The organism is Amycolatopsis sp. NPDC114504, from assembly GCF_055633595.1.
In genome coordinates, this window is the sequence record NZ_JBVKDU010000005.1 from 51,345 (window position 1) to 68,242 (window position 16,898).

16 protein-coding genes are annotated in these 16,898 nt (G+C 72.9%); 6 read left to right on the forward strand and 10 right to left on the reverse strand.

Going from position 1 to position 16,898, the window contains the following annotated elements; all coding sequences use genetic code 11:
* Positions 1–16: 16 nt before the first annotated feature.
* From ACZ7PG_RS36395 to ACZ7PG_RS36420, 6 genes are all read right to left on the reverse strand, one after another.
* Positions 17–913, reverse strand: a complete 897-nt coding sequence (locus ACZ7PG_RS36395; protein WP_470243719.1) for a TauD/TfdA dioxygenase family protein — start codon at positions 911–913, stop codon at positions 17–19.
* Entirely contained in the window at positions 910–2,223 is a 1,314-nt protein-coding gene (locus tag ACZ7PG_RS36400; RefSeq protein ID WP_470243720.1) for an LLM class flavin-dependent oxidoreductase, read from the reverse strand. Before ACZ7PG_RS36400 ends, ACZ7PG_RS36395 begins: the two co-directional genes overlap by 4 nt.
* The gene (locus ACZ7PG_RS36405) at positions 2,220–3,062 is read right to left on the reverse strand and encodes an ABC transporter permease (protein WP_470243721.1); all 843 of its coding nucleotides are present in this window, start codon (positions 3,060–3,062) and stop codon (positions 2,220–2,222) included. The genes ACZ7PG_RS36400 and ACZ7PG_RS36405 overlap by 4 nt, the downstream gene beginning before the upstream one ends.
* A complete protein-coding gene (locus ACZ7PG_RS36410) occupies positions 3,059–3,832 on the reverse strand; it encodes an ABC transporter ATP-binding protein (RefSeq protein ID WP_470243722.1) in 774 nt (257 codons plus the stop codon). Before ACZ7PG_RS36410 ends, ACZ7PG_RS36405 begins: the two co-directional genes overlap by 4 nt.
* Positions 3,829–4,848 (reverse strand): ABC transporter substrate-binding protein, encoded by a 1,020-nt coding sequence (locus ACZ7PG_RS36415; RefSeq protein WP_470243723.1) that lies wholly within the window; start codon positions 4,846–4,848, stop codon positions 3,829–3,831. Before ACZ7PG_RS36415 ends, ACZ7PG_RS36410 begins: the two co-directional genes overlap by 4 nt.
* A gap of 100 nt (positions 4,849–4,948) precedes the next feature.
* Complete coding sequence (locus ACZ7PG_RS36420) at positions 4,949–6,163, reverse strand: ROK family protein (RefSeq protein WP_470244707.1); 1,215 nt, start codon at positions 6,161–6,163, stop codon at positions 4,949–4,951.
* Positions 6,164–6,252: 89 nt separating this feature from the next.
* Between ACZ7PG_RS36420 and ACZ7PG_RS36425 the strand changes: the two genes are divergently transcribed.
* Both ACZ7PG_RS36425 and ACZ7PG_RS36430 read left to right on the forward strand, forming a co-directional pair.
* Positions 6,253–6,588, forward strand: a complete 336-nt coding sequence (locus tag ACZ7PG_RS36425) for an ArsR/SmtB family transcription factor (RefSeq protein WP_470243724.1) — start codon at positions 6,253–6,255, stop codon at positions 6,586–6,588.
* Position 6,589: 1 nt separating this feature from the next.
* The gene (locus tag ACZ7PG_RS36430; protein WP_470243725.1) at positions 6,590–7,066 is read left to right on the forward strand and encodes an SRPBCC family protein; all 477 of its coding nucleotides are present in this window, start codon (positions 6,590–6,592) and stop codon (positions 7,064–7,066) included.
* Here ACZ7PG_RS36430 and ACZ7PG_RS36435 read toward each other — a convergent pair.
* Positions 7,035–8,000 (reverse strand): helix-turn-helix transcriptional regulator, encoded by a 966-nt coding sequence (locus ACZ7PG_RS36435; RefSeq protein WP_470243726.1) that lies wholly within the window; start codon positions 7,998–8,000, stop codon positions 7,035–7,037. The genes ACZ7PG_RS36430 and ACZ7PG_RS36435 overlap by 32 nt on opposite strands.
* Positions 8,001–8,062: 62 nt before the next feature.
* Here ACZ7PG_RS36435 and ACZ7PG_RS36440 point away from each other — a divergent pair, with 62 nt between their 5' ends.
* The 3 genes from ACZ7PG_RS36440 to ACZ7PG_RS36450 all read left to right on the forward strand — a co-directional run bounded on the left by ACZ7PG_RS36440 (position 8,063) and on the right by ACZ7PG_RS36450 (position 13,585).
* Positions 8,063–9,181: an epoxide hydrolase family protein gene (locus ACZ7PG_RS36440; RefSeq protein ID WP_470243727.1), complete on the forward strand. Its 1,119-nt coding sequence runs from the start codon at positions 8,063–8,065 to the stop codon at positions 9,179–9,181.
* A gap of 149 nt (positions 9,182–9,330) precedes the next feature.
* Positions 9,331–12,339 carry an ATP-binding protein gene (locus ACZ7PG_RS36445; RefSeq protein ID WP_470243728.1) on the forward strand — a complete coding sequence of 1,003 codons (3,009 nt, stop codon included), beginning with the start codon at positions 9,331–9,333 and terminating at the stop codon, positions 12,337–12,339.
* A gap of 31 nt (positions 12,340–12,370) precedes the next feature.
* Positions 12,371–13,585, forward strand: a complete 1,215-nt coding sequence (locus ACZ7PG_RS36450; protein ID WP_470243729.1) for an FAD-dependent monooxygenase — start codon at positions 12,371–12,373, stop codon at positions 13,583–13,585.
* A 13-nt stretch (positions 13,586–13,598) separates the two neighbouring features.
* Here ACZ7PG_RS36450 and ACZ7PG_RS36455 read toward each other — a convergent pair whose 3' ends face one another.
* A complete protein-coding gene (locus ACZ7PG_RS36455) occupies positions 13,599–14,048 on the reverse strand; it encodes an HIT family protein (protein ID WP_470243730.1) in 450 nt (149 codons plus the stop codon).
* A gap of 21 nt (positions 14,049–14,069) precedes the next feature.
* Positions 14,070–14,954, reverse strand: a complete 885-nt coding sequence (locus ACZ7PG_RS36460; RefSeq protein ID WP_470243731.1) for an NmrA family NAD(P)-binding protein — start codon at positions 14,952–14,954, stop codon at positions 14,070–14,072.
* 103 nt (positions 14,955–15,057) lie between these two features.
* Here ACZ7PG_RS36460 and ACZ7PG_RS36465 point away from each other — a divergent pair, with 103 nt between their 5' ends.
* The gene (locus ACZ7PG_RS36465; protein WP_470243732.1) at positions 15,058–15,603 is read left to right on the forward strand and encodes a TetR/AcrR family transcriptional regulator; all 546 of its coding nucleotides are present in this window, start codon (positions 15,058–15,060) and stop codon (positions 15,601–15,603) included.
* A 140-nt stretch (positions 15,604–15,743) separates the two neighbouring features.
* On the opposite strand, the gene ACZ7PG_RS36470 is transcribed toward ACZ7PG_RS36465, so the two are convergent.
* Positions 15,744–16,868 (reverse strand): helix-turn-helix domain-containing protein, encoded by a 1,125-nt coding sequence (locus ACZ7PG_RS36470; RefSeq protein ID WP_470243733.1) that lies wholly within the window; start codon positions 16,866–16,868, stop codon positions 15,744–15,746.
* Between the last annotated feature and the right edge of the window lie 30 nt (positions 16,869–16,898).

Consider the following 16,898-nt stretch of genomic DNA (forward strand, 5'->3'; position numbering starts at 1 on the left):
CCGTCCCGCTCCGGGGTCACGCCACCGACGTGTAGTGCGAGGCGTCCCCTTCCAGGGACTCGCTTGGCCGCCCGTCGATACCGGCCGGGACGTCGCCGGCCACCGTCACCCGGTTGAGGCGGCGGGGGAGGCCGTCGTAGTTGTCGATCGCGTAGTGCTGCGTGATGCGGTTGTCGAACAGCACCAGCTGGTTCGGCTCCCACGCCACGCGCACGATGTTCTCCGGCCGCGTCACGTAGGACTGCAGCAGCCGCAGCAGGTCCCGCGACTCGCTCACCGACAGGCCTTCGATCCGCTGCGCGAACCCGCCGATGTACAGCCCGCGCTCGCCGGTCACCGGGTGCACCCGCACCACCGGGTGCACGGTCCGGTACTTGCGCGAGACGAACTGGGCCCGCCGCGCCTGCTCCTTGTCGTCCACGTCCTCCGGCGGCCGGACGTAGTCGTAGTCGTTGGTGTGCACGGCCCGCAGCGTGTCGGCGAACGCCCGCAGCGGCTCCGGCAGGTCCCGGTAGGCCGCGCCCGCGTTCGCGATCAGCGTCTCCCCGCCGTAGGGCGGCACCACGAGGCTGCGCAGCGTGCTGGCCTTCGGCGGGTTGAGCACGAAGGTGACGTCGGTGTGCCAGTGGTTGGCCCGGCCCAGCTCGCTGTCGACCGGCAGGATCGTCGGCGCGCCGTCGGCCGCGGGCACCGTCGGGTGCGCCTTGGTCAGCTCGCCGAAGCGCGCGGCGAACCGCTGCTGGCCCTCGTCGTCGAGCTCGGTGTTCCGGAACACCAGCGCCTTGTGCTCGTGCAGGGCGTCGGCGAGGAACGCCACCTGGGTGGCGTCGAGGTCCCCGGCCGGGTCGAGGCCGATGATCTCGGCGCCGATCCTCCCGGTGATCTTGCGGACGTCGGTGCTGATCGCGGTCATGCGGGCTCCTTGACTCGGTTGCGGTTGACGGGACGCGCGAGGCCGTAGTGCTCGCGCAAGGTGGTGCCGGCGTACTCGGTGCGGAACAGCCCGCGCCGCTGCAGTTCCGGGACGACGAGGTCGACGAAGTCGTCGAGCCCGCCGGGCAGGGTGGGCGGCATGACGTTGAAGCCGTCCGCCGCGCCGCCGGTGAACCAGGCCTCCAGCTCGTCGGCGACCTGGACGGGCGTCCCGGCGAAGACGCGGTGCCCGCGCCCGCCGGCCAGGCGTTCCAGCAGCTGCCGGATGGTCAGGTCTTCGCGCCGGGCCAGGCCGACGACCAGCTCGAACCGGCTCTGGCCGCCTTCGGTGAAGCTGCCGACGTCGGGCAGCGGGCCGTCCAGCGGGTAGCCGGTGACGTCGTGGTCGAGCATCTTCGACAGCTGCCGCAGCCCGTAGTCCGGCGTGATCAGCGCGTTCAGCTCGGCCTCGCGTCGGCGGGCTTCCGCCTCGGTGCGGCCGAGGATCGGCGAGATGCCCGGCAGGATCTTGAGCTCGTCCGGCGTCCGGTCGTACTTCGCGAGCCGGCCCTTGACGTCGTCGTAGAACGCCTTCCCCTCGGCGAAGGTCTGCTGCGCGGTGAAGACGGCTTCGGCGTGGCGGGCCGCGTACTCCTTGCCGGTCTCCGACGAGCCCGCCTGCACGAGCAGCGGATGACCCTGCGGCGGGCGTTCGATGTTGAGCGGCCCGCGGACCTGGAAGTGCTCGCCGTCGTGCGCGATCGGCCGGATGCGGCCGGTGTCGGCGTAGATCCCGCTGGCCCGGTCGACGAGCGCGGCGTCGTCGTCCCAGCTGTCCCACAGCTTCTTGACGACTTCGATGAACTCGTCCGCCCGCTCGTAGCGCGCGGCGTGCGACGGCCGCTTGGCCAGGTTGAAGTTCCGGGCTTCGTCGACGCCCGCCGAGGTGACGATGTTCCAGCCCGCGCGCCCGCCGGAGAGGTGGTCAAGCGAGGCGAACTTGCGCGCCAGGTGGTAGGGCTCGTTGTAGGTCGTCGACGCCGTGGCGATGAGTCCGATGTGGACCGTGCTCGCGGCCAGCGCCGAGAGCAGCGTCAACGGCTCGAAGTGGCTGTGGGAGTTGTGCTTCACGTTGCCCCACAGCGCGACGCCGTCGGCGAGGAACAGCGAGTCGAGCTTGCCGCGCTCGGCCGTGCGTGCGATGTCGGCGTAGTGCCGCAGCGTCCGCGCCCGGTGCGGGTCGGTCGACGGGTGCCGCCACGCGGCTTCGTGGTGGCCGTTCGGCATCACGAACGCGTTGAGGTGCATCATGCCTTCTCCTTGGGACGCCAGGTCGAAAACCGTCGTTCGAGGACGACGAAGCCGGAGTTGACGAGCACTCCGAGCACCGAGACCGCGATGATCCCGGCGTACATCTGCTGGATCTGGAAGTTCACCTGGCTGGTGTTGATCAGGTAGCCGAGCCCGGCCTTCGCGCCGACCATCTCGGCGGCCACCAGCACCAGGATCGAGTAGGACGCCGCCATCCGAATGCCGGTGAACACCGTCGGGACGGCCGAGGGCAGGATCACCTTCCGGAACAGCCGCGGGCTGGACAGGCCCAGCGAGCGGGCGGCCTTGACCAGCAGCGGGTCGACGGTGTTGACGCCGGCGATCGTGTTGAGCAGCACCGGCCAGACGCACGCGTACACCACGAGCGTGACCTTCGACAGCTCGCCGATGCCCAGCAGCAGCGTGAACACCGGGAGCAGCGCCAGTGCGGCGGTGTTGCGGGCCAGCTCCAGCAGCGGCTGCAGGAACCGCGCGACCGGCCGGTACCAGCCGATCAGCAGCCCGAGCGGCACCGCGACCGCCACGGCGATCACGAACCCGGCGCCCGACCGGCCGACGCTGGCCAGCAGGTGGTCGGCGAGCTGGCCGTCGAGCGCGAGGTCCCCCAACGCCTGCAGGTCCTCGGAAAGCGGCGGCAGGAACGTCCGCGTGCTCTCGTCGAGGACGAACCGGGGGACGAGCTCCCAGAGCAGCACGAACAGCACGACCGCGGCGGACGCGTGGACCGCGCGGGTGAACCTCCTGCGCCAGCGCCGTGGTTTCGCCGGTCGGGCCGGGGGTCCGATGTGGACTGTCGGCTTCTCGAGGGTGGTGGTCATCCGACCGCGCTCCGTTCGTGTTCGGCCGCCTTGCGGACCTCGTCGTGCAGCAACTCCCAGAGCCGGTGGCGCTGCCGCCCGAACGCCGGGTCGGACCGGACGTCCCCGGTGCGGTCGCCGAGGTCGATGTCCACGACGGCCTTGAGCCGGCCGGGCCGCGACGTCAGCACGGCGACCCGCTGCCCGAGGTAGACGGCTTCGTCGATGCCGTGGGTGATGAACACGATCGTCTTGCCGGTGCGGCGCCAGATCCGCAGCAGCTCGTCCTGCAGCTGCTCGCGGGTCTGCGCGTCGAGGGCGGCGAACGGCTCGTCCATCAGCAGCACGGCGGGGTCGTAGGCGAGGCTGCGGGCGATCGCGACCCGCTGCTTCATCCCGCCGGACAGCTCGTGCGGGTAGCGGTCCTCGAACCCGGAAAGCCCGACCAGGTCGAGGTATTCGCGGGCCCGCTCGGCCCGCTGCCGCTTGCCGAGCGGCCCGCCTTCGAGGCCGAACTCGACGTTGGCGCGGGCGGTGCGCCACGGGAACAGCGCGTACTGCTGGAAGACGACGCCGCGGTCGAGTCCCGGGCCGCGGACCGGGACGCCGTCGATGAGCACCTCGCCGGACGTCGGCGTGGTGAGCCCGCCGAGGAGGTCGAGCAGCGTCGACTTGCCCGAGCCGCTCGGCCCGACGAGGGAGAGGAACGTGCCGTCGGCGACGTCGAGGGAGACGGCGTCGAGGGCGGTGAGCGCGCCGAAGGTCTTGGTCACCGAGCGGATGCTGATCACTTGGTCACCGCCGGCGCGCCGTCGCGGTAGGGGTTGAACTCGTTGGTGTAGAGCTTCGAGGTGTCGATCCGGTCGCCCTTGATGTAGCCCTGCTGCTTGAGCCACGGCTCCCAGAGCGTGTAGTCCTGGTCGCCGATGAGGCCGCCGCGGGTGATGCCGACGCTCTTCCAGTACTTGAGGGTGGCGGTGTTCTCGTTGCGGCCGCGGGCCTGGATGATCTTCGTGAAGCGGGCGATCACCTCGTCGCGCGGCGTGGTGCGCTCCCACTCGATCGCCTTCGCCACGGCGGAGACGAAGATCTTCGTGGTCTCGGGGTACTTCTTGATGAAGTCGGTGCGCAGCACGTACGGGCCGCCGTTGTAGGGGCCGAACGCCTGAACATCGCTGAACAGCCGGCGGATCCCGCCGGCGGCGAGGGCGTGGTCCTGCAGGATGCCCTGCAGCGCGACGACGTCGAGCTGGCCGTTGCGCAGCGCCTGCTCGGCGTTGATCGGCGGGATGACCACGAGCTGAACCTGCTTGATCTCGTCGCCGGACAGGCCCTGGCCCTTCAGCCAGGTGTCGAGCGCGGCCTCCAGGTTGGCCCCGGCCGTGTTGACGCCCACCTTCTTGCCGATCAGGTCACGGGCGGTCCGGATCGGACTGTCCTCTTTGGTGTAGTAGCCGATGAACGCCTTGTCGTCGGACCCGTAGTAGTTGACGACCGCCTTGATCGGCGCGCCCGCTTCGGCGAGCTTGACGACCGCGCCGGTGAAGGCGCCGCCGAAGTCGGTCTGGTCGGTGGCAGCGGACTGGATGTCCTGCGGGCCGCTGATCGTGTTGCCGACCCACTTCAGCTTGACCGGGCCGAAGTAGCCCAGGTCCTCGGCGAGCTCGGGCAGCGTCACGGAGTTCGCGCTGCCCTGGTAGCGCAGCTCCAGCTTCTCGGGCTGGCCGGGGGTCCCGGTCGCCGTGGCCGACGCGCACCCGGCGAGCAGCACCGCGGCGGCGGCCAGGAAAGGCAAGGTTTTCTTCACGGTGGTTCGTCCGTTCCGGGAGTCGGCGGGGATGCCGCAATTGTCGGCGGCCGCCGGCCGGGCGGTCAATTTTGCGAGTTCGTGAAATAACTCCGGTGGTTCACGAGGCGTGCGAGAGTGGGGTCAGGAGCGGACCGAGCGGGTCGTCGTAGAGGAGGTCGAGCAGGACCGCGCCCCCGGCGGTGGCCAGCTCCGTGCCCGGGAAGCTCGTTCCCACAACGGTTTCCTCCGGGTCAAGGCCGCGTGAACGGGCGCGGACCTCGTCCCGGATGGCGGGAAGGCACCCGGGTACCCCCGCTATGCTCCGGTCGACCACCACGAGCACCGCGGGGTTGAGCACGTCGAGCAGCAAAGCCGCCGCCTGGCCGATGAATCGCGCGCGTTCGTGGAACAACCGCACCGCCGCGGAATCGCCCCGCGTGGCGAGCGCGAGCAATTCCGGGAAATCCGGACGCGCGATCAAACCGCATTCCGCGGCCCGGCGCGCGAGGGTCGCTTCCGACACGGTGGCTTCGAGGCACCCCGTGCGGCCACACCGGCACGCTTCGGTGCTGTCGCCGACCGGCAGGTGCGCGACCGCGCCGGCGGCCGAGCGCGGCCCGTGGTGCACGGTGCCGCCGGTGGCGAACGCGGCGTCGACGACGTTGCCGGTGAACAGCTGCACGACGCTGTCCCGCGCCCGCGGGTGCCCGAAGAGCTGCTCGGCGTGCACCAGTGAGCGCGCGTGCCCGTCGACCGCGACGGTGAGCCCGGTCGAGGCGGCGAGCAGGTCGCGCACCGGGACGTCCCGCCAGCCGAGCAGCGGGTGGTCGACGACGGTGCCGGACGCGCGGTCGACCCAGCCGCCGGTGGCGACGCCGAGCCCGAGCGGCTCGCGGTCCGGGGCGTGCCCGAGCAGCAGGTCGTCGAGGATCTCGGCGGCGCGGGCGAGCAGGTCTTCGGCGGCGAGGCCGTCGTGCGGTTCTTCGTGCTGCACCAGGACGTTCCCGCGCAGGTCGAGCAGCGCGACGGTGGCGTGGTGCACGGCGAGGTGCAGCGCGCCCGCGACGTGCCGACCGGTGTCGAGGTCGACCGGGACGTGCGGCCGTCCGACGCCTCGTTTTTCGGCCTCCGGGAGTTCCCGCAGCAGCCCGCGCCGGAGCAGCTCGGCGGTGTGCCCGGTCACCGCGGCGGCGGACAGCCCGGTCCGCCGCGCGACGGTGCTGCGCGCGATCGGGCCGTCGTCGAGGATCGCCCGCAGGACGGCGCTCGCACTGGCACTCCGCCGGGCGCCGCGCGCGTCCGTCCTCTGTGGACCGTCGACCGGGGAGGCCATGTCCCGATCGTGGCAGACGGCGGCGCGGGAGCCCAGCGTGCCCAGGATGTGGGTGTTGACGCATACCCATATGGGCATATGATGCTCCCGTGGCACGAGCAGCGACAACGGCCGACACCTTCAACGCCGTCGCCGAACCCCGGCGGCGGCAGATCCTCGACGTCCTCATGCGCGGCGAGCGGTCCGTCGGCGACCTCGTCGACGTGCTCGGCCTCGCCCAGCCGCAGGTGTCGAAGCACCTGCGCGTCCTGCGGGAGGTCGGCGCGGTCGACGTGCGCGGCGACGGCCGCCAGCGGCTCTACCGGCTCAACGGCCCCGCGCTCAAACCCATCCACGACTGGGTCAAGCGCTACGAACGGACGTGGGCGGAACGCTTCGAGCTGCTGGACGACGTCCTCGAAGAACTCAAGGAACAGGAGCACTGACGTGGAGATCACGACGCCGGCCGACGACCGGATCCTCATCACGCGCGAGTTCGACGCGCCTCGCCACCTCGTCTACCGCGCGTGGACCACGCCGGAGCTGGTGAAGCGCTGGTGGGCCGGGCGGCGCGGGACGACGACGAAGGTGGAGATGGACCTGCGGCCCGGCGGCCGCTGGCGGTTCGTGCTGGAGACGAACGACGGCGCCGAGGTCGGCTTCCACGGCGAGTACCGGGAGGTCGTGCCGGACGAGAAGGTCGTCTACACCGAGGTCTTCGAGCTGCCGGGCGTGGACCTCGACTCGGTGGACGGGCCGCTCAACACCGCCACCTTCACCGCACTCGGAGACCGGACACGCCTCGAGCTGCTGACCGAGACGGGAAGCAAGGAACTGCGGGACATGATCCTGGAGTCCGGCATGGAGGTCGGCGTGCGGGAGCAGATGGTCATCATCGAGGAGCTGGCGAACTCCCTGCGCTAGCCCGCAGGAACCGCTCGCCCGTCTTGGCCAGCTCGGCCGCCAGCTCCGGCGCGTCGAGGACCTCGAAGTCCACTTCGAGGAGCCCGAGGTACAGCGAGAGCATCGCCGCGCTGTCCGAGCCGACCTCGGTGACGCAGCGGTCGGGCCCCTCGGGCGTCACCTCGACCGCGAGCGGCAGCCGGGCGCGGACGTACGCCGCGGGCGCGTGCAGCCGGACCTTCGCGTGGTAGCGCCAGGTCGCCGCGCCCACGCTGCGCTGCACGAACTGCGCGACGTCCCCCTCCGGCGGCTCGCGCGGGGTGAAGCGCGGCCCGTTGGGCACTTTCGGCGTGATGCGGTCGACGCGGAAGGTGCGCCAGTCGTCGCGCGCGGTGTCCCACGCGACGAGGTACCAGCGCCGGTTCAGGCTGACCAGCCGGTGCGGCTCGACGTCGCGGCGGCTGGGGGTGCGGTCGTGACTGGTGTAGTCGAACCGCAGCCGTTCGTTCGCCCGGATCGCCGCCGCGATCGCCGTCAGGACGTCGGCGTCGACGGCCGGGCCGGTGCCCGGGACGGAGACGGTCGCGGCCTGCAGCGCGTGCACCCGGTGCCGCAGCCGCGACGGCAGCACCTGCTCCAGCTTCACGAGCGCGCGCACCGACGTCTCGCCGATCCCGGCGACGCCGGTGGCCGTCCGCAGCCCGACCGCGACGGCCACCGCTTCGTCGTCGTCGAGCAGCAGCGGCGGCAGCTGCGCGCCGGCGGCGAGCCGGTAGCCGCCCTGGACGCCGGGGGAGGCCTCGACCGGGTAGCCGAGGTCGCGCAGCTTGCCGACGTCGCTGCGGACGGTGCGCGCGGTGACGCCCAGCCGGTCGGCCAGGTCGGCGCCGGTCCAGTCGCGCCGCGTCTCGAGCAGTGACAGCAGCCGGAGGAGCCGGGCGGAGGTCTGCAGCATTTCCCGAGGATCGCACGAATCGCGGAAGGAAGTCTTCCGCAATGGCTTCTAGCGTTCCGCTCATGACGAACCCATTCCGCATCGAAATCCCGCAGTCCGACCTCGACGACCTGCACCGGCGCCTCACCGGGGCCCGGTTCGCCGACCCCGTGCCCGGCGACGAGCCGGACTGGTCCCGCGGCATGCCCACCGACGCCGTCCGAGAGCTGGCCGAGTACTGGCGCGACGGCTTCGACTGGCGCGCCCAGGAAGCCGCGATGAACGCGTTCCCGCAGTTCACGACCGTGATCGACGGCCAGCCGATCCACTACCTGCACGTCCGCTCGGCCGACCCGGACGCGGTCCCGTTGCTGCTGATCCACGGCTACCCGAGCACTTTCGCGGAGTTCCTCGACGTCATCGGACCGCTGACCGGGCCGGGCCCGGACGCGTTCCACGTCGTCGTCCCGTCCCTGCCGGGGTTCGGGTTCTCGACACCGTTGAGCGGGCCCGGCTGGGAGCTGGCCCGCACGACGGGGGCGTTCGCCGAGCTGATGACGCGGCTCGGCTACGGCCGTTTCGCCGCCCAGGGCGGCGACATCGGCGCGGGTGTCACGGGACGGCTGGCGGCGCTGTACCCGAATCGTGTGCTCGGCACGCACGTGAACAGCGACCGCGGCACGATCGCGCTGGCGGGCGAGCAGCTTCCCCTGCCGGACGGCCTGACGGAGGCCGAACAGTCCGAACTGGACGCGGCCCGCGAGGCGTGGAAGGCCGGCCGCGGCTACCTCGACCTGCAGTCGCACAAACCGGAGACGATCGCGGCGGCGCTCACGGATTCGCCGGTGGGGCAGCTGGCTTGGATCGCCGAGAAGTTCCAGGCGTGGACGAGCCGGGGCATTTCTCGTGACCGTCTTTTGACGACCGTCAGCCTGTACTGGTTCACCCGCAGCGGCGCGACGGCGGCCCGGTTCCTGTACGAGGCGGCGCATTCCGGCCACGGGTGGCTGGCGCCGTCGGCGGTGCCGGCGGGCTGGGCGGTGTTCGACACGTCGCCGGTGGTGCGGCGGATCATGGACCCGGACGAGAAGATCGAGCACTGGTCGGAGTTCACGGAAGGCGGCCACTTCCCGGCGATGGAGGAGCCGGAGCTGCTGGTGGCCGATATTCGAGCGTTCTTCCGCAAGCTGCGGCAGGCCTGAGGTCGTGAGTGAGAAACAGTGTTCTAACACTGTTTCTCACTCACGACCCTCGGGCCGAGCGCGCCGAACCCGCGCGCCGAGAGCCGGGCGTGGCAGCTCTTGATCCGAACGGCCACCGCGGACGGGGGTGGTGGGCCAGAATCGGCGGTGTGCAGTTCGCGATCCTCGGGCCGGTCGAAGCCCGCCGTCCTGATGGGACCTCCGTCGCGCTCGGTGGGCCTCAGCTGCGGGGGCTGCTGGCCCTGCTCGCGCTCGATGCCGGGCGCGTCATCAGCGCCGAACGGCTCATCGACGGCCTGCACGGCGAGCGCCCGCCCGATGGCGCCGGCGAAGCGCTTCAGTCGCAGGTCTCGCGGCTGCGGCGGCGGCTGCGGGACGGTGGCGCGCCGGACGGGCTCGTCGAGTTCACCCCCGCCGGGTACCGGCTGGCCGTCGACCCGCAGGACGTCGACGTCCACCGCTTCGAACGGCTCACCGCCGAGGCGCGGGTGACGCCCGACCCGGCCGCGAAGTCGGCGCTGCTGACCGAAGCACTCTCGCTGTGGCGAGGACCCGCGCTCGACGGCCTCGCGGATCCGCCGCGCGCGGCCCGGCTCGCCGAGCTGCGCCTCGCCGCGACCGAAGACCGCGTCGAAGCCGATCTCGTGCTCGGGCACCACGAGCGGCTCGTCGCGGAGCTGCGTGAGCTCACCGGTGAGCACCCGCTGCGCGAACGGCTCGCCGCCCAGCTCGTGCGCGCGCTGCACGGTGGTGGCCGCTCCGCCGAGGCGCTGACCGTCTTCGCCGAGATCCGCGAACGGCTCGCCGACGAGCTGGGTGCCGACCCGTCGCCGGAGCTGGCGGACGCGCACGTCGCCGTCCTGCGGGCCGCCGCGCCGGCTCCGGCCCGGCGGGTTCCGGTGCCGCTCACCGGGTTCGTCGGCCGACGCGAACTCGACCGGCTCACCGCCGCCCTCGGGGACGCCCGGCTCGTCACGCTCACCGGGCCCGGCGGCGCGGGCAAGACCCGGCTCGCCATCGAAGCGGCGACCGGTGACGCCTGCTTCGTCGAGCTGGCGACGACGACCGACGTGCCGCGGGCCGTCCTCGCCGCGCTCGGGCTGCGTGAGCAGGGCGTGCTGGCGCCGGGCGCCGTCGAAGAGCCGGCCGCGCGCCTGGCCGCCGCGCTCGCCGACCGGCCGGCGCTGCTGGTGCTCGACAACTGCGAACACGTCGTCGCCGAGGCCGCGCGGCTGGTCCGGCTGCTGCTCGGCGCGTGCCCCGGCCTGCGCGTGCTCGCCACCAGCCGCGAACCCCTCGGCCTGACGGGAGAGACGCTCGTGCCGGTCGGCCCGCTGCCCGCCGACGCCGCGGCGAAGCTGTTCACCGACCGGGCCGCGGCTGTGGCGCCGGGCAGCGTGCCCGACCCGGGGGCGGTGAGCCGGATCTGCGCGGCCCTCGACGGCCTCCCGCTGGCGATCGAGCTGGCCGCCGCCCGCCTGCGGTCGCTGTCGGCCGACGACGTCGCCGCCCGGATCGGCGACCGTTTCCGGCTGCTGTCGCGCGGCGACCGGACCGCCGAGCCGCGGCACCGGACGCTGCGCGGCGTCGTCGAGTGGAGCTGGGACCTCCTCGATCCGGACGAGCGGCGGCTCGCGGGCCGGTTCGCGGTGTTCGCCGGCGGCGCGCGGCTCGACGCGGTCGAACACGTCTGTGCCGATCCCGACGCCGACCCTGAAGCCGACACTGTGCTCACCGGCCTGGTCGACAAGTCCTTCGTGGAGTTCGCGGGCGGCCGCTACCGGATGCTGGAGACGATCCGGGCGTTCTGCGCCGAGCACGCCGACGACCGGCGGGCCGCGCACGCGCGGTACTTCCTCGACTTCGCCCGCGCGGCCGAGCCGAAGCTGCGTGGCACGGACCAGCTGTCCACTTTGGACGACCTGACCGCCGAGCACGCCGAGCTGCTCGCCGCGCTGCGCTGGAGCGCGACCGAGGAACCGGCCACCGCGGTGCGGCTCATCGCCGCTCTGACCTGGTACTGGTGGCTGTGCGGCCGGCGCGGCGAAGCGACGCCGTTCGCGGACGCCGTCGTCGCGGCCTTCGGGGCCGAGCCGCCGCCGGGACTGGCCGAGGAGTACGTCCTCTGCCTGATCCAGGCGTCGGACACCGGCGTCGGGATCGAGCCGATCGTGCAGGGGCTCGACCGGCCGCTGCGGTACCCGTACCTCTTCCTGCTGTGGGCGTTTTCCCCGCACACCAAGGTGCGCGACGGCGAGCGGCTGGCCTCGCTCGTCGGCGACGACGCGTGGTCGCGGGCGTTCACGCGGATCGGCGACGGGCTCGGCGCGCAGTACCGCGGCCGGATCGCGGAGGCCGAGACGCACTTTTCGGCGTCACTGGACGGATTCCGCGCGCTCGGCGACCGCTGGGGCGAGGCCAGCGCGCTGGAGAAGCTCGCGGAGTTCGCGGACTGGCGCGGCGACCACGCGCGGTTCCGGGAGCTGATGGACGAGTCCGTCCGGCTGGCCGGCGAGCTCGGCGCCGTCGAGGACGCCGCCGACCTCCTCTGCCGCCGCGCCGACGGCGTGCTGCGCGCCGGCGACGCCGAGACCGCCCGGGCCGACTACGAAGCCGCCGCCGAAAAGGCGCGCGCGGCCGGCACGCCGTCGACGCTCGCGCGGGCCCGCGGCGGCCTCGGCGAGATCGCGCGGCGCACGGGCGACCTGACCGCCGCCCGGCGCTGGTACACCGCGGCCGTCGGCCTCGCCGTCGACCCGGTCACCGGCGGCGAGACGCGGATCCGGCTCCACACGGGCTTCGGCTGGACGGCCGCCGCCGAGGGGCACCTCGACGAGGCGACCGACCTGCACCAGGAGGCGCTGGCCACGGCCCTCGAGCACGCGAACCTGCCGGGCGCGGCCCAGGCGGTCGAAGGCCTGGCGGGCGTCCTCGCCGCGCGGGCCGAGGACGAGCGGGCCGCGTTCCTGCTCGGCGTCGCCGTCGGGCTGCGCGGCGCGCCCGTCACCGGGGACGTGGATGTGGCCGCGGTGACCGACCGCGTGCGAGGGCGGATCGGTGCCGATGCCTACGCGCAAGCCTTCGATCGCGGCCGCGAAATGCCCCCTGACCAGGCGTTGAGCGAGTTCGGTTCGCGGCGGTTCGCGCTCGGTTCGTGAGCGGTCAGCGGCCGCGCCCAGAGTTCGGGGCATGACGAAGAGCATCCTGATCTCCGGCGCCAGCGTCGCCGGCCCCGCCCTCGCTTTCTGGCTGAACCACCACGGCTTCCAGGCCACCGTCGTCGAGCGGGCCCCGAGCCTGCGCGAAGGCGGCTACAAGGTCGACATCCGCGGGGTCGCCGTCGACGTCGTCCGCCGCATGGGCCTGCTGGCGGAGGTGCACGCGGCGAGCACCGACATGCGCGGCGCCGCGTTCGTGAACAAGCGCGGCAAGGAGCTCGCGACGCTGGACGCCGACACGTTCGGCTTCCGCCACGGCGACGACACCGAGATCCTGCGCGGCGACCTCGCGAAGATCCTCTACACCGTGACCCGGGACGACACCGAGTACGTCTTCGGCGACTGGATCACCGGCCTCGACGAGCGCCCGGACGGCATCCACGTGACGTTCGCGCACGGCGCCCCGCGCCGGTTCGACCTGGTCGTCGGCGCCGACGGGCTGCACTCCGGCGTCCGCGCGCTGGCGTTCGGCCCGGAGGAGGACTTCCTGCGCCGGTTCGACGCGTACATCTCGATCTCGACCGTGCCGAACACCCAGCAGCTGGACCGCTGGGAGCTGCTGCACTCGGCGGCCGCGGGCAAGATGGTGAACGTCTACAGCACGGCCCGCGCCGACGACGCGAAGGCCGCGTTCTGGTTCACCGCACCGCCGCTGGCCTACGACCGCCGGGACGTCGACGGCCAGAAGGACCTCGTCGCGGACCAGTTCGCGGGCCTGGGCTGGGAGATCCCGGAGCTGCTCGACGCGATGCGCGACGCGGACGACTTCTACTTCGACCCGGTGTGCCAGATCGTCATGGACGACCTGTCGGCCGGCCGGGTGACTCTGCTCGGCGACGCGGGCTACTGCGCCTCGCCGGCGTCCGGCCAGGGCACGAGCCTGGCCCTGGTGGGCGCGTACGTCTTGGCAGGCGAGCTGGCGGCCGCGGACGACACCGCGGTCGCGCTTTCCCGGTACGAGGAGGAAATGCGGCCGTACATCGAGAAGAACCAGGCGCTGGCGAAGACGGCGCTGCGCGGGATCATCCCGCAGTCGCGGGCGTTCGCGTGGTTCAACACCCGGATGATCAAGCTGATGCCGTACCTGCCGGGCCGCAACCGCGTCCTGGAGCAGATGTCCCGCCCGATCCGCGAAGCGGCGAACGCCTTGGTGCTGAAGGACTACGCGGGTGCGTACTCGCGGTGACCACGGAGCTGCGTCAGGCCAAGCTCGCCGCGCGGACCTTGGCCGCCACCTCGGCCAGCTCTTCGCGGTCGCGGATCCGCCAGTCCGCGGCCAGGACGAAGCCGTCGCCGGCGTGGCGGGGGATCACGTGCAGGTGGACGTGGGGGATCTCCTGGCCCGCCGCCGTGCCGTCGGCCAGGAACAGGGTGATCCCCTCGCAGCGCAGGTCCGTGCGCCGCAGCGCCGCGGCGAGTTCGTGCGCGATCCCGAACATCCGGGCGCCCGCCTCGGCCGGCAGCGCGGCCAGGTCCTCGTGGTGCGCGCGGGGGAGCACCAGCAGGTGGCCGGTCGTTACCGGGCGCAGGTCGACGATGCCGACGAAGTCCGCGTCCTCGTGGACGAACGCCGCCGGGGCGCGGCCGGCGGCGAGGGCGCAGAAGACGCACTCGCCGTCGGGTGTGGTCGCGGGCAGGTGCGGTGGCATGCGCCGACCGTAGCCGGATGGTCACGCCGGTGTCAGGTGCTTTCCCGCCCACTCCGCGAACGACGTCAGCGGAATACCCAGCGCCCGGGCGAACTCGGGCTGCGCGGGGTGGCCGATCTCGTTATGCCACTCGTGCCGGACGGCGAACGCCGGTGCTCCGGCGGCCAGCGCTTCCTCGGCCGTCAGGTCCGGTGCCGTCAGCTCGGTGCCGAGCGCGCGGGACAGGACTTCGGCGACCCGCGTCATGGTCATCCGCTCGCTCGCCAGCTCTAGTTCGACGCCGTCGAAGCGGGCCGGGTCCGCGAACGCCGCCGCGGCCGCCGCGCCGATGTCGTCCACCGCGACCAGGGCCAGTTCCGTGCCGGGCTTGATGGTCGTCACCAGCCGGCCGTGGGGGAGCAGGAACGACGGCGGCAGGAAGTTCTCCATGAAGAACCCCGGCTTGAGCAGCGTCCAGTGCGCGAACCCGGCGTCGCGCACGCGTTCCTGGATCGCCGTCTTCGTCTCCAGGTAGTGCTCCATCGACGCCCAGCGGCCGTCCGCCCAGCCGGGCGCGGACCGGTGCTGCCCGGCGCCGGAGACCGACGTGTGCACGAACTGCGGCACGCCGGCTTCGCGAGCGGCATCGATGAGGTTGCGGCCCTGGACCCACTCGGAGTCGCCGTCGAGGTTCGTCATGTCGGGCATCTGGACGGAAAACACGCCTCGCACCCCCTTCAGGGCGGGGGCGAGCGAGTCGGGGTCGTAGAGGTCGCCTTGCACGACTTCGGCACCTGACGTGCGGAGGGCCTGCGCCTTCGCGGGATTCCGAACCAGCGCGCGGACGGGGACGCCGGCCTTCAGGAGGGCGCGGGCGGTGGCGCCGCCTTGCTTGCCGGTGGCGCCGGTGACCAGGACGGGGGACATGGGGACTCCTCGGGGCCGGTAAATGGCGGGGCCCGCCACTTCGTGGTCGCTACACTAGCGACTAAGTGGCGGCCCCCGCCACTTCCTGTTCCGGAGGTGGTCCGTGCCGCGGTCCGACGCCCGTCGCAACTACGCGCGCATCCTCGCCGTCGCCGAGGAGGAGGTCGCCGCGCACGGCGCCGACGCGTCCCTGGAGCAGATCGCCCGCACCGCAGGCGTCGGCTCGGCGACCGTGCGCCGTCACTTCCCGAGCCGGCCGGCGCTCCTGGAAGCGGTGTTCCGGCAGCAGGTCGACGCGCTGGCCGAGCGGGCCCACGCGCTGGCGGAAGCCCCGGACCCACGCGCGGCACTGCTCGACTGGCTGAGTGCCTTGACGACCTACGCGGCGACGGCCCGCGGCCTGGCGACGGCCTTGGTCCGCGACGAGGAGTCGATGGCCCACGCGTGCTCGACGACGATGACCGAAGCGGGCGAGCCGTTGGTGCGCCGGGCGATCGAGGCGGGCGCGGTCGGTGCGGACGTCACGGCGGCGGACCTCATCGCGGTGGTGACGGGGATCGTGCTGGCGACCGAGCACCACCGCGACCCGGCGGGCGAGGCGCGGCGGCTGCTGGAGCTGGCGGTGCGGGGGATCAGCCCGGCCCGCTGAGCCGGCCCCGGCCCTGGTCGCCGTCGGGGCCGCGGCCGGTTTCCGCCGAGGGCAACGGAAATCGGCCCACTCGCGGCCGGCTTTCCGGCAGGACGAGTGGTAGCCGATCGCGGGCGTGCGGGCCGGGCCGCCCTCGCGAGTCAGCTCGAGGCCGTCAGCCAGTGGTGCAGTGCCCACCACGACCGCACCGCGTCGAGCACCCGGCCGCCCGCGTTCTCCGCCAGCGGCAACGGCGTCAGCTCCGCCAGCCGGTCCAGCCGGTACCGGACCGTGTTCGGGTGCAGGTGCAGCGCCTCCGCCGTCGGGCGGAGGCGCTGGCCGTGGTCCAGGTACGCCAGCGCCGTCGCCGCCAGCTCGCGGTGGAACGGGTTCGCCGGGTCCAGCGAGCCGAGCAGACCAGTCGTCAGCAGACCCGCCAGCAGCGGCTGAGCCGTCAAGGCGATTTCGCCCGCCAGTGCCGTCAAGTCGTGGTAGCCGGGGCCGGCGAGGCGCGCCGCCGCCGTGCACAGCCGGTGCACCTCCGGCAACGTCGGCAACGCCGCCGGCGGCGCCACGACCAGCAGGACGTCGTCGGCCAGCGCGACCCCGGACGGCGACCGCACGGCCAGGCCGGTCAGCCTGCCCTCGACCAGGCCGTACACCCCGCCGAACTCCAGCAGTGCCTGCTCCAGAGTCCGCGCCTGGGCCGGGTCGCTGACGTCCGATACCACGCAGAAGTACCGGACGTCCGGGTGCAGCCCCGCCCGTCGCAGCTCGTCGGGTGCCGGTGGGTGCCCCGAGAGCAGCACGGTCCGCAGCAGCTGGGTCCGCGCGTCGCGCACCGTGCGGGACAGCTGGAGCTCGGCCGCGTGGTAGCCCTTGACGATGTGGTGCTCCAGCGCCCCGGTGTAGCGGTCGGCGTCGAGGACGGTTTCGAGGATGAGGTCGTCCGGCACGCCCGCCGCCCGGGCGCGTTCGACGGCGACGCGGGCCGCGTGCGTGCGGCCGGCCTGGACCCCGCGCAGCAGCTCGGTGAGCGGGACACCCTGCGCCGCGCGGTCCGCGCCGAGCGCCTCGGCGGTGGTGTAGTCCTCTCGCGCGGGGCCGTCGGGACTCGCCGTCGCCCGCAGCGCGGCCGAGAGCAGGACCTGGATGTGCCGCCGGTTTTCGGCCTCCGGCAGCCGCGCTACCTCGGGCGACTCGCTGCGCGCCGCTTTGACCAGCTCGTCGAGCACGGCCTCGTCCGCGGCCAGGTCGTCGAGGATCCGGCGGAGCAGCGGCGTCACCGGGCACCTCCCGAAACCGTTGTGGCACCG